Annotated in this window: 17 protein-coding genes; 9 read left to right on the forward strand and 8 right to left on the reverse strand. The window is 54.8% G+C overall.

Annotated features, from left to right (window positions below; all coding sequences use genetic code 11):
* Positions 1 to 62 precede the first annotated feature (62 nt).
* The gene (gene modE, locus ABLV64_RS23125; protein ID WP_017899612.1) at positions 63 to 851 is read right to left on the reverse strand and encodes a molybdenum-dependent transcriptional regulator; all 789 of its coding nucleotides are present in this window, start codon (positions 849 to 851) and stop codon (positions 63 to 65) included.
* A 152-nt stretch (positions 852 to 1003) separates the two neighbouring features.
* On the opposite strand from modE, the gene ABLV64_RS23130 reads away from it, so the two are divergent.
* The 4 genes from ABLV64_RS23130 (at position 1004) to modC (ending at position 3819) form a co-directional block, all read left to right on the forward strand.
* A complete protein-coding gene (locus ABLV64_RS23130; RefSeq protein ID WP_048294400.1) occupies positions 1004 to 1153 on the forward strand; it encodes an AcrZ family multidrug efflux pump-associated protein in 150 nt (49 codons plus the stop codon).
* 142 nt (positions 1154 to 1295) lie between these two features.
* Positions 1296 to 2069, forward strand: a complete 774-nt coding sequence (modA, locus tag ABLV64_RS23135; RefSeq protein WP_048323447.1) for a molybdate ABC transporter substrate-binding protein — start codon at positions 1296 to 1298, stop codon at positions 2067 to 2069.
* Positions 2069 to 2758 (forward strand): molybdate ABC transporter permease subunit, encoded by a 690-nt coding sequence (gene modB / locus ABLV64_RS23140; RefSeq protein WP_004886033.1) that lies wholly within the window; start codon positions 2069 to 2071, stop codon positions 2756 to 2758. The genes modA and modB overlap by 1 nt, the downstream gene beginning before the upstream one ends.
* A gap of 2 nt (positions 2759 to 2760) precedes the next feature.
* On the forward strand, positions 2761 to 3819 hold the full coding sequence (gene modC, locus ABLV64_RS23145; RefSeq protein ID WP_135683169.1) for a molybdenum ABC transporter ATP-binding protein ModC: 1059 nt from the start codon (positions 2761 to 2763) through the stop codon (positions 3817 to 3819).
* On the opposite strand, the gene ABLV64_RS23150 is transcribed toward modC, so the two are convergent.
* Positions 3820 to 4638 (reverse strand): pyridoxal phosphatase, encoded by an 819-nt coding sequence (locus tag ABLV64_RS23150; RefSeq protein ID WP_087771583.1) that lies wholly within the window; start codon positions 4636 to 4638, stop codon positions 3820 to 3822.
* Between the two features lie 227 nt (positions 4639 to 4865).
* Between ABLV64_RS23150 and pgl the strand changes: the two genes are divergently transcribed.
* Positions 4866 to 5861 carry a 6-phosphogluconolactonase gene (pgl, locus tag ABLV64_RS23155; protein WP_017899615.1) on the forward strand — a complete coding sequence of 332 codons (996 nt, stop codon included), beginning with the start codon at positions 4866 to 4868 and terminating at the stop codon, positions 5859 to 5861.
* 109 nt (positions 5862 to 5970) lie between these two features.
* Here the strand turns inward: pgl and ABLV64_RS23160 are convergent, their stop codons facing one another.
* The 3 genes from ABLV64_RS23160 to ycgZ all read right to left on the reverse strand — a co-directional run bounded on the left by ABLV64_RS23160 (position 5971) and on the right by ycgZ (position 6964).
* A complete protein-coding gene (locus ABLV64_RS23160; protein ID WP_004886050.1) occupies positions 5971 to 6237 on the reverse strand; it encodes a biofilm development regulator YmgB/AriR family protein in 267 nt (88 codons plus the stop codon).
* 51 nt (positions 6238 to 6288) lie between these two features.
* A complete protein-coding gene (locus ABLV64_RS23165; protein ID WP_004886052.1) occupies positions 6289 to 6594 on the reverse strand; it encodes a hypothetical protein in 306 nt (101 codons plus the stop codon).
* 124 nt (positions 6595 to 6718) lie between these two features.
* Positions 6719 to 6964: a regulatory protein YcgZ gene (gene ycgZ / locus ABLV64_RS23170; protein ID WP_004151693.1), complete on the reverse strand. Its 246-nt coding sequence runs from the start codon at positions 6962 to 6964 to the stop codon at positions 6719 to 6721.
* Between the two features lie 329 nt (positions 6965 to 7293).
* Between ycgZ and ABLV64_RS23175 the strand changes: the two genes are divergently transcribed.
* On the forward strand, positions 7294 to 8505 hold the full coding sequence (locus ABLV64_RS23175; protein ID WP_032455737.1) for a diguanylate phosphodiesterase: 1212 nt from the start codon (positions 7294 to 7296) through the stop codon (positions 8503 to 8505).
* Between the two features lie 154 nt (positions 8506 to 8659).
* A complete protein-coding gene (locus tag ABLV64_RS23180; protein WP_004886056.1) occupies positions 8660 to 9394 on the forward strand; it encodes a MerR family transcriptional regulator in 735 nt (244 codons plus the stop codon).
* A gap of 41 nt (positions 9395 to 9435) precedes the next feature.
* Here the strand turns inward: ABLV64_RS23180 and ABLV64_RS23185 are convergent, their stop codons facing one another.
* Together ABLV64_RS23185 and ABLV64_RS23190 are read right to left on the reverse strand one after the other, a co-directional pair.
* Positions 9436 to 9990, reverse strand: a complete 555-nt coding sequence (locus ABLV64_RS23185) for a helix-turn-helix transcriptional regulator (RefSeq protein WP_049114933.1) — start codon at positions 9988 to 9990, stop codon at positions 9436 to 9438.
* 82 nt (positions 9991 to 10072) lie between these two features.
* Positions 10073 to 10285 (reverse strand): biofilm development regulator YmgB/AriR family protein, encoded by a 213-nt coding sequence (locus tag ABLV64_RS23190; RefSeq protein ID WP_004886058.1) that lies wholly within the window; start codon positions 10283 to 10285, stop codon positions 10073 to 10075.
* A gap of 370 nt (positions 10286 to 10655) precedes the next feature.
* Between ABLV64_RS23190 and ABLV64_RS23195 the strand changes: the two genes are divergently transcribed.
* Both ABLV64_RS23195 and ABLV64_RS23200 read left to right on the forward strand, forming a co-directional pair.
* A complete protein-coding gene (locus ABLV64_RS23195) occupies positions 10656 to 10952 on the forward strand; it encodes a hypothetical protein (RefSeq protein WP_162492928.1) in 297 nt (98 codons plus the stop codon).
* Between the two features lie 53 nt (positions 10953 to 11005).
* Positions 11006 to 11512, forward strand: a complete 507-nt coding sequence (locus tag ABLV64_RS23200; protein ID WP_004886059.1) for a hypothetical protein — start codon at positions 11006 to 11008, stop codon at positions 11510 to 11512.
* Positions 11513 to 11528: 16 nt separating this feature from the next.
* On the opposite strand, the gene ABLV64_RS23205 is transcribed toward ABLV64_RS23200, so the two are convergent.
* Positions 11529 to 12452 (reverse strand): acyltransferase family protein, encoded by a 924-nt coding sequence (locus ABLV64_RS23205; RefSeq protein ID WP_074186554.1) that lies wholly within the window; start codon positions 12450 to 12452, stop codon positions 11529 to 11531.
* Positions 12453 to 12462 lie beyond the last annotated feature (10 nt).

Raw genomic sequence — 12462 nt, forward strand, 5'->3', positions numbered from 1 at the left:
ATCCCATTTTTTGCAGCGATGTGCATCAGGGATACGACTTCAGGCGCGCAATGTCAATGGGGTCAGCATAACGTCGCGAGAATGATGCGATCGGCGTTGAAGTAAGCGATCGCCTCCGTCCCTTCCGCCAGGCCAGACGTCTGCGCCTGCGGCAGAGTGGCGCACAGGGTCTGACCGTCGGCCAGCGTCATCAGCACTTCGCACTGCCCGGAGCCGCATTCGATATGGCTGATACGACCCGACAGCTGGTTCTCGGCCTGGCGGGCCACCGCCGGGTCGAGGGTGATGCCGACCCAGGGCGCTTTCAACAGAACCAGCACCTCCTGGCCCTCATCGAGCCCCAGCTTTTCAGCGCTCTGGGCGGTAATGGCGACGTTCAGGCGGGTCTGACCGTCGGCCAGCAGCACCTCAACGTGCTGCTGCACCTGCTGGCGATCGCGGCCGGTAATGGTGCCGAACCACTGGTTGCGGGCGCTGGTCTGCAGGGAAAAGCGCGAGATGGCCGCCAGCAGGCTGTCCAGTGGCAGGGCGTCGTCATCGCTGAGCACATCAAACGCTTTCTGCTGGATCTGCGCCAGCAGATCGTACAGTTGGATCAGACGCTGCCCGTAGCGGGTCAGCACCGCGCCGCCGCCGCCTTTGCCGCCGGTGGCGCGATCCACCAGCGGCTGTTCGCTGAGCTGGTTCATCTCGTTGATGGCATCCCACGCGCTTTTATAGCTGATGCCCGCGTGCTTCGCCCCCTGGCTTATCGAGCCGGTCTGGTCAATCTGTTTGAGTAGGGCGATCCGCCGGGGGTCGGCAAACAGGCGCTGCTGTAGCTTAAGGGTGAGAAGAATTTCAGCCTGCATAATCGTTTCCTGACAAAAAAGCGTATTGTGACCGATAGTCACCCGGTTGCAAAACCTCTCTGCGCGGTTTGTCATTAACCACCGCACAAATGGGGCGTGTTTTTTCGGCTGAAACCGTTACAATCAGGGAATCATACTATCTGGAGTGAACCATGTTAGAGCTTTTGAAAAGTCTGGTTTTTGCGGTCATCATGGTACCGGTGGTGATGGCGGTCATCCTGGGATTGATTTACGGTCTTGGCGAAGTGTTCAACCTCTTCTCCGCTGTCGGCCACAAAGATCGCAGCCAGCAAAATCATTGATTTCCCGGCGCCCGGTTTAACCGGGCGCTGTGCTATTTCCCTCCTGCATCATTTCCCTTCGTTTTATTGTCCTGCATCACTATAAAAACGTTTCGCATATCGTTATATTGTCAAGTACATAACGCATTGACAGGAGATTCAGATGACAGGTTCTTGGTTACGCGGGGTTGTCGGGGTATCACTCACGCTGTGCGTCGCGGGTCAGGCGCTGGCGGCCGAGGGGAAAGTGACCGTTTTCGCCGCCGCGTCGTTAACCAACGCGATGCAGGATATCGCCCAGGCGTATAAGAAAGAGAAAAACGTCGAGGTCGTCTCGTCGTTTGCCTCGTCGTCGACGCTGGCGCGGCAGATTGAAGCAGGCGCCCCGGCGGATCTGTTTATCTCCGCCGATCAAAAGTGGATGGACTACGCGGCTGACAAAAAGGCCATCGATCCGGCGACCCGCGCCACCCTGCTTGGCAATAGCCTGGTGGTGGTGGCGCCGAAAGCCAGCGCGCAGGGTGCGATTACCATTGATGAGAAAACCGACTGGACCAGCCTGCTGAAAGGGGGCCGTCTGGCGGTGGGCGATCCGCAGCACGTTCCGGCAGGGATCTACGCCAAAGAGGCGCTGCAGAAACTGGGCGCCTGGGAGACCCTGTCGCCGAAGCTTGCGCCGGCGGAAGACGTGCGCGGCGCGCTGGCGCTGGTGGAGCGTAGCGAAGCGCCGTTGGGCATCGTCTACGGATCGGATGCTGTGGCCAGCAAAGGGGTGAAAGTGGTGGGCACCTTCCCGGAGGCGTCGCATCAGAAAGTCGAATACCCGCTGGCGATTGTCGATGGCCATCGCAATGCGGCCGTGAGCGCTTTCTATGACTACCTGAAAGGGCCGGAAGCGTCCGCGATTTTCCAACGTTACGGATTTACCACCCGCTGATGTTTCTGAGCGAACCCGAATGGCAGGCGGTGCTGCTGAGCCTGAAAGTCTCCTCCCTGGCGGTGGCCTTGAGCCTGCCCTTTGGCATCTTTTTTTCCTGGCTGCTGGTCAGGCGCACCTTCCCCGGCAAGGCGCTGCTCGACAGCCTTCTCCATCTGCCGCTGGTGCTGCCGCCGGTGGTGGTGGGATATCTGCTGCTGGTGGCCATGGGGCGGCGCGGGTTTATTGGCAGCTGGCTGTATGACTGGTTCGGCATCAGCTTTGCCTTCAGCTGGCGCGGGGCGGTGCTGGCGGCGGCGGTGATGTCTTTCCCGCTGATGGTGCGCGCCATCCGCCTGGCGCTGGAGGGGGTGGACATCAAACTGGAGCAGGCGGCGAGAACCCTCGGGGCCAGCCGCTGGCGGGTATTTTTCACCATTACGCTGCCGCTGACTCTGCCGGGAATTATTGTTGGCACGGTGCTGGCCTTCGCCCGCTCGTTAGGGGAATTTGGCGCGACCATCACCTTCGTCTCCAATATTCCCGGCGAAACGCGTACCCTGCCTTCGGCGATGTACACCCTGATCCAGACTCCGGGCGGGGAGGGGGCGGCGGCTCGTCTGTGCCTCATCGCTATCGGCCTGGCGCTGGTCTCGCTCTTGATATCAGAATGGCTGGCCCGCGTGAGCCGCCAGCGCATAGGAGGATAATGATGCTGGAGCTGGACTTTACCCAGACCCTCGGCAGCCACTGTCTGCAGATCCGTGAAACGCTGCCCAGCAGCGGGATCACCGCCATCTTTGGCGTCTCCGGCGCCGGGAAAACGTCGTTGATCAACGCTATCAGCGGCCTGACCCGGCCGCAGGCGGGGCGGATCGTGCTCAACGGCAGGGTGCTGAACGACACCGCGCAGCGTATCTGCCTGGCGCCGGAGCAGCGGCGGATCGGCTATGTCTTTCAGGATGCGCGCCTGTTTCCCCACTATAAAGTGCGCGGCAATCTGCAGTACGGCATGGCGAAATCCATGGTCAGCCAGTTCGATAAGCTGGTGGAGCTGCTGGGGATCGCTCCCTTGCTGGATCGCCTGCCTGGCCGGTTATCCGGCGGCGAAAAGCAGCGTGTAGCCATCGGCCGCGCTCTGCTGACCGCGCCGGAGCTGCTGCTGCTGGACGAGCCGCTGGCCTCGCTGGATATTCCGCGCAAACGCGAACTGTTACCCTATCTGCAGCGGCTGGCGCAGGAGATCCATATTCCGATGCTTTACGTCAGCCACTCGCTGGACGAGATCCAGCATCTGGCCGATCGCGTTCTGGTGCTGGAGGCCGGTAAGGTGAAGGCTTTCGGTCCGCTGGAGGAGGTCTGGAGCAGCAGCGTGATGCACCCCTGGCTGCCGGCGGAACAGCAGAGTACGATCCTCAGCGCCACCATCGCCGCGCAGCATCCGCAGTACGCGATGACCGCGCTGACGCTGGGGGATCAAATGCTGTGGGTCAACCGGCTCGAACGTCCCGCAGGTGATACCGCGCGGATCCGCATTCAGGCGTCGGATGTTTCGCTGGTGCTGGCCCAGCCGTCCGTCACCAGCATCCGCAACATCTTGCGCGCCGAGGTGGTTCAGTGTCTGGAGGTCAACGGACAGATCGAGGTTCAGCTCAGGGTGAGCGGCCATCCTCTGTGGGCTCGAATCAGCCCGTGGGCGCGGGATGACCTGGCGATAGCGCCAGGCCAGCAGGTGTTTGCCCAGATCAAAAGCGTGTCGATCGCCGCCTGATCACAGCAGCTGACGGTAGATAAACTCGGCGATGCTGGCGGACTCATTGTCCCCGATGACCACGTTGGCGCGGGCTTTGACCTCGTCCACCGCATTGCCCATCGCCACCCCGGTGCCTGCTGCTTCCAGCATACTCAGATCGTTGTAGTTATCGCCGAAGGCCACCACATTCTGCATCGACAGCCCCTGGTCAGCGACCCACTGCGCCAGGCGTTTGCCTTTGCTGTTGCCGGCGCGGGCAATATCCACCTGGTCGTGCCACGACCATTCGCACGCCAGGCCCAGCGTCTCGCCGACCTCCTGCGCAAAGCGCTGCAGACGGGGAATGTCATCGTCGGTGAGGGCGAATTTCCATATCGCCTTGACCTCGCGGACCGCCTGCGCCAGCGAGTCGACCTGGCTGAAGACCGGGCGCTGATCCTCCGGTAGCGCCTGCGCCCAGTTGCGGGTGCGGATCACATGCCCGGTGGGCTGTTCGTAAAGCATCGCGTCATCCACATAGGCCAGACCGTGGATCTGCTGTTCGGCGAGCATGGCGGTGAGGCTTACCGCGTGTTCCACCGACATAGGATCGGCCGCCAAAACCTTTTTTGCGTGATAATCATACAAATAAGTGCCATTACAACAAATTGCAGGTGTATCGAGGGCCAGTGCCTGATAAAAAGGATGAATAGCGACGTGATGACGTCCGGTAACGACGATCACCTGGTAGCCCGCCTCTCTGGCGCGGGCCAGCGCTTCCAGCGAAGCGGGCAGGATGGTTTTTTTGCTGGTAAGCAGGGTGCCGTCTAAATCCAGGGCAATCACGCGTGTTGTCATGTGTTATTTCCGGTTGATGTTGAAAAGTACCTGGCCATGATGGTACACCGCCGTGGCGTCAGGACCAATTTTTCCACATCTGCCGTGAATGTCTGTATGCCCTTTGTGCCGCCTTCCGTCGGTAATTCGGTCGGCGATGCGAGTATCATGGGCGGATGTCTTATAATTTTCAGGGTGCTGTTATCCTGAAAATGAAAAATCCACGTGCAGTGAGGGAAGGAGTAGTCATGAAACAAACCGTTTATACCGCCAGCCCGGAAAGCCAACAAATCCACGTCTGGAGTCTTGAAGCGGACGGCAAACTGACGCTGGTGCAGGTGGTTGATGCCCCGGGTCAGGTCCAGCCGATGGTGGTCAGTCCCAATAAGGAGTATCTGTACGTTGGCGTTCGTCCGGAGTTTCGCGTGTTAGCTTATCGCATCACGCCGGATAACGGGGCGTTGACCTTTGCGGGAGAAGCGGCGCTGCCGGGCAGCCCGACCCACATTTCTACCGATCATCATGGCCGCTTTGTCTTCAGCGCCTCCTACAATCAGGGCTGCGTCAGCGTGACCCCGCTGCAGGATGGCCTGCCGGCTGAAACTATCACCGTGGTGGAAGGGCTGGAAGGCTGCCACTCGGCCAATATCTCCCCGGACAACCGTACCCTGTGGGTGCCGGCGCTGAAGCAGGATCGCATCTGCCTGTTTACCCTCAGCGAAGATGGTTTCCTCTCCGCCCAGGAGCCAGCGGAAGTCACCACCGTCGAGGGGGCGGGTCCGCGCCACATGGTGTTCCATCCGAACCAGCAGTATGGTTACTGCGTCAATGAGCTGAACAGCTCAATTGACGTTTGGGAGCTGAAAGACCCGAATGGCAACATCGAATGTGTACAAACTCTGGATATGATGCCGCCTGATTTCACCGGCGTGCGCTGGGCGGCGGATATTCATATCACTCCGGACGGGCGTCATTTGTACGCCTGCGATCGTACCGCCAGCATCATCACGGTGTTCAGCGTGTCGGAAGATGGTAGCGTGCTGGCGGTGGAAGGCTATCAGCCGACCGAGACCCAGCCGCGCGGCTTCAATCTCGATCACAGCGGTAAGTATCTGATTGCCGCCGGGCAGAAGTCGCACCATATCGCGGTGTACGAAATTACCGGCGAGCAGGGGCTGCTGCAGGAGAAAGGCCGCTATGCGGTCGGGCAGGGACCGATGTGGGTGGTGGTCAACGCTCACTGATCCGTCAGGCGGTAAAAGAAAAAACCTCGCGTGAGCGAGGTTTTTTTGATCAGAGCGGACAGGCTCTGTAGGGAAGGTGTTGCCCTGGTAGACCTGAAGCGTGATGGCTTTAGATATCGTCCATGGTGTAGCCGACGACAATCTCCAGCGTTTTACGGATCACGTCTGCGGTCACCACGTCATCGGTGCTTTCCAGCGCCTGAATCAACCATAAAATAATGGCCTTATTGTTCAGGTGACCCTCGGACTGGAGAATACTGTTGATGGCCAGCGACATCACGGCGGACTCATCAACCAGCTTATCACCGGCGTTACGGAAATAGTCGGAGAGCGCGGTGTCCTGCAGTCCTGCGTAAATATCGGGTTGCTGATGCATAGTCTGTCTCATCACATTCTCACTCTGTGTTATTCACCATGGTTGGGAGACTCAGTGGATCTTTTTACCTTCCAGCGCCATGGCGCTTTGTGTCGGCGAACCTCGGGTTTCCCAACGGCCATTGATTTTCTTTACCTGCAAAGGCGCTTGCTTGCGCTGACGGGCAAGCTTCGTGCAAATTTCTTCGATCACAGCAGCGATGACCTTTCTTCGCTGTCGGTCTGACTCTGTCGCCTGCATCAACCGAAGTCGAACCAGCAGGGTCGGGGTGGTAATCGGGCGATTCGTTTTCAGAAGCGCGAGCACCGCCTCGCCGATGATCTCATCGGTGATTTCCTCAGTTTCACTGCTATTCATAACCGTCTCTCTGCATGCCACTCTCTCCCTGAACCTGCGAACGGGCATTCAGGTCAGCAGCAGGTTTGTGGATGCGATCGCCCCTCATCTGCTACTGCGGCGCAACAGGCGACGATCGATGACGTTATTCCTGACCGGCAAACAGCAGACCAATTAAGGTCTGATAGTGACTCTCTTCCTCGGGGGCACGGGCGCGGTCGAGGCGGCTCAACAGTTTGGTGCACAGCGCTTTGCGGTTGAGATGACGCCCTTCGTTGAGAATATCCATCACAATCTGACCCAGCGTTTCCTGCTGGGAAGGTAACGATGCTTTGTTGAAATACTGGGCAATTGCGTTCGCTGTATCTGGAATGTAACCATTCTGCTGCATATGTGCTCCTTTCATTTCATTCATCTGTTAACTGTCATTAAACTTATACAATAATTATTAACCTGTACACACAAAGTTGCACAGAAATGATTCAAAAAGTGTTAAGATTTTGATTTATAATAAGTTAATTTTTTTGTGTTTGGCGAGATTCTGGTTTGTAAAGGTAGGGGTTAGCGTTGCATGTTGTACAAGAAAAGAAAAATGCAAAAGCCTTGCACAAAACATGGATTTTTAGTGTATCTTTTTTGTTAAGACAAAACCTAGTTTTACAAGACGATTAGCCTGATAACTGCTACTGTGAATGCTTATCCCTCCCATCTGGAATCACTATGCTAACCACCATCATTTATCGCAGCCATATTTGCGACAATGTCTCATTCAAATCGATCGAGGCCATGGTTGCCAGGGCAAACGAGAGAAATGGGCAGGCGGATGTCACCGGTATTTTACTTTTTAACGGGACGCATTTTTTTCAACTCATTGAGGGGCCTGAAGAAAAGGTTCGGGATATTTATCAGCATATTTGCCGCGATCCCCGCCACTATAACCTGGTGGAGCTTCTGTGCGACTATGCGCCGTCCCGCCGTTTCGGTAATGTCGGCATGGAACTGTTTGATTTACGCGAACATGATCGCGAGGAAGTGCTGCAGACGGTGATGGACCGCGGGACCTCAAAATATCAGCTCACCTATGACGACCGGGCACTGCAATTTTTCCGTACCTTCGTCGAATCAACGGAAAAAGCGAACTATTTTGAGATTCCTTCCGCTGACAGCTGGGTATTTATCCCCGATCAGAATACTTTCTATCCTGATACCCCGATAAGTGATAATAATGAAAGCTGGTCCTTTGCCTTCCAGCCGATCGTCGACCCTTTCGCCTGCGAAATTATTTCGTGGGAAGCGCTGTTACGCGCACCGGACGGCCAGTCGCCTGGCGCCTATTTTGCCGGGCTTTCCGGGGACGACATTTATCTCGCCGATCTGCACAGTAAACGGGTGGCGCTGTCGCTGGCGGGGAAATTAGGGTTACGTAATAAGGCGTTAAGTATTAATCTACTGCCGATGACGCTGGTTAAAGCGCCGAACGCGGTGGGTTTCCTGCTCGATCAAATTCAGCGTAATGATCTTATTCCTGAGCAGATTATTGTCGAGTTTACCGAGCGGGAAGTGATTTCGCGGATGGATGATTTTACCGATGCGGTGCGAAAGCTAAAGGGGGCGGGCATCAATCTCGCCATCGACCACTTCGGCGCCGGGTTTGCCGGGCTGTCACTGCTGGCGCAATACCAGCCCGACAGAATTAAAATCGACCATGAGCTGATCCGCAATATCCACCAGGATGGGCCGCGCCAGTCGATTGTACAGGCGATTATCAAATGCTGTTTTTCACTGGAGATTGCGGTCTCAGCCGTCGGCGTTGAGCGCGCTGAAGAGTGGATGTGGCTGGAATCAGCCGGTATTTCGCAGTTTCAGGGGAATTTGTTCGCCAGCGCGCGCCTGGGAGGCTTGCCTGCCGTCGCCTGGCCAGAGAAAAAATGATCCATCTAGAAATCAGCTAATTATTTTTTCATCTTTTTCCCAAGCGCTGTGAGCCACAACCTGATATCTTTATCTGTACAAGAAAATAGAGTTGTACAGGATGCCTGAATTCGTTAGTTTAGGTATTAAAGTATCAGATTGATGTGAGGCTGCTATGGCGTTTTACAGTATCGGTGAGGTAGCCGAACGTTGCGGAATCAATCCGGTCACACTGCGCGCCTGGCAGCGTCGTTACGGTCTACTGAAACCGCAGCGTAGCGAAGGTGGGCATCGACAATTTGATGAAGAAGATATCCTGCGCATTGAAGAGATCAAGCGCTGGATAGAGCGCGGTGTATCAGTAGGGAAAGTTAAAGCGCTGCTGGAGGATAACCTGCCGGCGGCGCGCGACGAATCCGCGCATCTTCAGGAAGAGATGATGTCCATTCTGCGTTATATGCAGCCTGCCAGAATCCGTGCCAAATTACTGGCACTAAGCCATCAACACCCCGTCGACACGCTCATCGACAGCCTGTTAGTGCCGGTACGTCAGCGTCTGAAGCTCGATCAGAATACCTCGCTGGTGATTAGCAGTATGCTGGATGGTCTGTTGATTGACTGCGTGGCGCTGTTTCTTGCCGAAGCGCGTAAGAAGAACGGCAGGGAGACGCTGCTGGTGGGCTGGAGCAATGAGGACAGGACCCGTCTGTGGCTGGAGGCATGGCGTCTTTCCCAGCGTGGCTGGCACGTCAACGTCCTCGCCGAACCGCTGGAGTCGCCGCGGCCCGAGCTGTTTCCCGGCCAGCATATCTTCGTCTGGACCGGACGCGCTGCCACCCCTCTGCAGGAAGAGCTGCTCAGCCACTGGCAAGAGCAGGGCTTCAGCATCCATTTTCACGGTAATAATTAATCGCCCCGATCCGCAAAGCAGACCGGGGCTAACGCGCCGGGTTACAGGTGGATCTGGCTCCAGGATTTAAAGGTTTCGCTGCGGCTGATATTAAAAAAATCGGTCCTACCGCTACAGCCGAGCTTTTTAATCAGATTCAGCCGGATCTGATAAATGGTTTTAATATGCAGATTCAGCGACCGGCCAATGCTGGCGACCGCTTCGCCATTGCTGATAAGTTGAATCACTTTCTTTTCCCGCTCGGTAAACTGCACCGAGGCGCCCGGCGCCGGGTGGGTTTTATAGTAGCGGGTGGGCTGGTGCAGAAATATCTTTAACTCTTCCGGCGTTGAATCGGCCGGTAAGCGCAGCATAGGCAGTTCACTCAGAAAATTAAGATCGTTGCCTTCGGTTAAAAGAATAAATAACGTATCCCGACGGTTATAGTTGTGCTGCAGTACTGCGAAATAATTGTCGCTGGTAAAGAAAACATGTTTTTTGCGAAAGTAAGATGCCGGCAGACTATTCAGGATCAGCGACATCCCGTAGAGAAGAAAACGATTATCAAACCACAGATCGTAATGTTCAGTACGATAGCAGGTATTATGGTGTGACATTTTATTTGCCTCAGTTAGCCGATAGAGACCCAGGCGTGCCGGCACCGCAGGGTTGAGCCTGCTGCCAGCTCCGCGGGGTTAATTAATGATGAGGTTTGCTGGACAGCATATCCAGCGCCTGCAAATAGAGGTCGGAAAGTATTTCATTACTTTCCGTTTGCAGGCGATGCTGGATTTCCGTAATCATCCGCTCATTATTTATCGTTCTGTGCTGCTTAATGAGCGTATTTTCAATATTCTTCATCAGGGCCGAATTGAAGACAAACTCTGCTGGAATGGTATTTTTAATATGCATAGCTCGAACTCTCCCACGTATAACGCAAACTGACAATAAAAGTCGCTACGTACCATTGGTACGCGCTAAGTCACGAACAGGAAATGCAAAACCAGGAACCACCGCCTGACTTGCCGCGCCACCGTTAAACATCCCCGCTTCGTTGCGCAACAAGCAGTTAACACTCCAAAACTATAGACGGTGATTCTGCTATGTACAACTTTTTTCAGGACTATATGTACAACGGAACGACTTATTTTTGTATTTTGTATTAATCGATTGATTTTAAAGAATTTTGTTGTCTGCATTACTTGTACATAAAATCCGGTTTGTGCAAGATACCTTTGTAAAACTGGCGGGAAGAGGCTGACGATAATGAGAAGGTGATGTTTTGACCGGCGTGCTGGATGAAATAGCGCCGACGCAGGAAGGGGTACACAGCAACTCTGTCGTCGACAGGTGGCTTTCTTCCGCGTCGGACGCTGATCATAACGAAAAGCAGGTGAGGTTTTGTCTTTTTTTTGCACAATTAGGTAAAGGGAAACACATCGGTCATTTCGTTGTCGGTTTGCTCAGTTTGTTGGCGGATAAGGGGTGTGCTACGCTTTTTAATAACGATGTGGCGGTTGGGCATCGTTATCTTTCCCCCATTTCCCTCTCGGGCTTTTCCCCTTGTCCCGACGGATAAATATGGCAGAAGCTATCTGTCCATGGACAGGCCTTGAAGACTGAGGAGGGAAAATGCGCGGTAGAACCGTAATGCTCCTGGCCGGGTTAGCGACTCTCGCGCAGGCGAAAGAGATTAACCTCTATTCGATGAATACCGGTTCCTATGTTTACCATTTGACCAATAACCATGGGCAATATACTGAGAATTTCGAAAACCACTTTTTCTCAGTGGAACGTAAATTCTCAGAAGACTCGAAATACAGTCTGCTGATTGGCACTATGAATAATAGCTTCGACGATCGCTGCCTGGCGCTGGGCGTGAGAAGAGACTGGTACCACAACGGCAGCGGATGGACCTTCAAAGGCGTTTACGGCTATACCGGCGAATTCTTCTTCGACGCCTTCGAGCATTGCGGCGATCATGGCTCCTATAAAGATTTTAAGGATGCCACCGGGATCGGCTTTTCACCTTATATTTACCATGCCATCCAGTACAACTTTACCGACTATTTCGCTCTTGAGAGTGGCATCATTATTCCCAGCGTGTTTGTGATCAGCATTCAGTGGAGCTTCCGCTAAATCGCCGCGTTGTCGGTTACAGGGTTATCACCTTCTTGAGCAGCGTACTGGAGAGCGCCGCAAGGGAAATGAGCACCGACAGGACAAACGTTAGCGCAATCACTCCCAGCTTGGTGGCTAACGAGTGTATAGGGATCAGCATCACCAGCAGGTGAAAAACGGAGTAGTGCAGAATATAGACCCCGGTCATCGCTTTGCTAACCGTCGCCAGCACCGCCTCCTTCAGTTCGCGGTTCTTTTTAAACTGCACGGCGTTAGCGGCGATCACCAGCAGGACGATCAGAATATAAATCTGCGACCCCGTGAGAATGAACGCATTGCGATCGGCTTTAAACAGCGCGAAGAAAAAGTGGCGCTCATAAAACCAGGTAAATAAATAGACAAAGGGCAGAGCGATAATCGACCCTTTAATGACCCGCGGGTCGCGTATCCACTCCGTGACTCGCGGATCGTTAAACAACTGCCCGGTTAAATAAAAAAGTAGCCATGTCCACAGACGATACTGCGGCGCCAGGCTGAAAAGATGTCTTTCCGGATAGAGCACTGAGAGCAGGTCGTAACCATAAGAGCAGCACAGCAGCGTCAGGACCACGGTGAAAAACAGGCCGCGCCGCTGACTGAGCCAGGCAATCAGGGGATGGAAGGTATAGATGACGATCAGGGCGAAAATAAACCAGGGCTGGATCAGGTAGCCGCGCTGATAAGGCTCCCAGACATAATAGACCGTCATCCAAAACAGAAAGACGATCACCACGCTTTTAATTTTGCCAATTTGCCAGTTGGCGTCGTGGCGCGTCTGCGCATCAAGATAGCCGGCCACCACAAAAAACAGCGGCGTGGCGATGGTCGAGACGAAGGTCAGCAGCCCGAGGATCCAGTGATAATCATAATCAAAGCGATCCCAGGTGTTATAGATGGTGAAAAAAGTCACCGCTGTCATACAGCCGAGT

It is taken from the genome of Klebsiella sp. JB_Kp031 (genome assembly GCF_040064295.1).
Lineage (GTDB): Bacteria > Pseudomonadota > Gammaproteobacteria > Enterobacterales > Enterobacteriaceae > Klebsiella > Klebsiella quasipneumoniae.

Bases quoted from the DNA above. Each gene is read 5' to 3' on its own strand.
- modE (WP_017899612.1), bottom strand. From the start codon at position 851: ATGCAGGCTGAAATTCTTCTCACCCTTAAGCTACAGCAGCGCCTGTTT.
- ABLV64_RS23130 (WP_048294400.1), top strand. From the start codon at position 1,004: ATGTTAGAGCTTTTGAAAAGTCTGGTTTTTGCGGTCATCATGGTACCG.
- modA (WP_048323447.1), top strand. From the start codon at position 1,296: ATGACAGGTTCTTGGTTACGCGGGGTTGTCGGGGTATCACTCACGCTG.
- modB (WP_004886033.1), top strand. From the start codon at position 2,069: ATGTTTCTGAGCGAACCCGAATGGCAGGCGGTGCTGCTGAGCCTGAAA.
- modC (WP_135683169.1), top strand. From the start codon at position 2,761: ATGCTGGAGCTGGACTTTACCCAGACCCTCGGCAGCCACTGTCTGCAG.
- ABLV64_RS23150 (WP_087771583.1), bottom strand. From the start codon at position 4,638: ATGACAACACGCGTGATTGCCCTGGATTTAGACGGCACCCTGCTTACC.
- pgl (WP_017899615.1), top strand. From the start codon at position 4,866: ATGAAACAAACCGTTTATACCGCCAGCCCGGAAAGCCAACAAATCCAC.
- ABLV64_RS23160 (WP_004886050.1), bottom strand. From the start codon at position 6,237: ATGCATCAGCAACCCGATATTTACGCAGGACTGCAGGACACCGCGCTC.
- ABLV64_RS23165 (WP_004886052.1), bottom strand. From the start codon at position 6,594: ATGAATAGCAGTGAAACTGAGGAAATCACCGATGAGATCATCGGCGAG.
- ycgZ (WP_004151693.1), bottom strand. From the start codon at position 6,964: ATGCAGCAGAATGGTTACATTCCAGATACAGCGAACGCAATTGCCCAG.
- ABLV64_RS23175 (WP_032455737.1), top strand. From the start codon at position 7,294: ATGCTAACCACCATCATTTATCGCAGCCATATTTGCGACAATGTCTCA.
- ABLV64_RS23180 (WP_004886056.1), top strand. From the start codon at position 8,660: ATGGCGTTTTACAGTATCGGTGAGGTAGCCGAACGTTGCGGAATCAAT.
- ABLV64_RS23185 (WP_049114933.1), bottom strand. From the start codon at position 9,990: ATGTCACACCATAATACCTGCTATCGTACTGAACATTACGATCTGTGG.
- ABLV64_RS23190 (WP_004886058.1), bottom strand. From the start codon at position 10,285: ATGCATATTAAAAATACCATTCCAGCAGAGTTTGTCTTCAATTCGGCC.
- ABLV64_RS23200 (WP_004886059.1), top strand. From the start codon at position 11,006: ATGCGCGGTAGAACCGTAATGCTCCTGGCCGGGTTAGCGACTCTCGCG.
- ABLV64_RS23205 (WP_074186554.1), bottom strand. From the start codon at position 12,452: ATGACAGCGGTGACTTTTTTCACCATCTATAACACCTGGGATCGCTTT.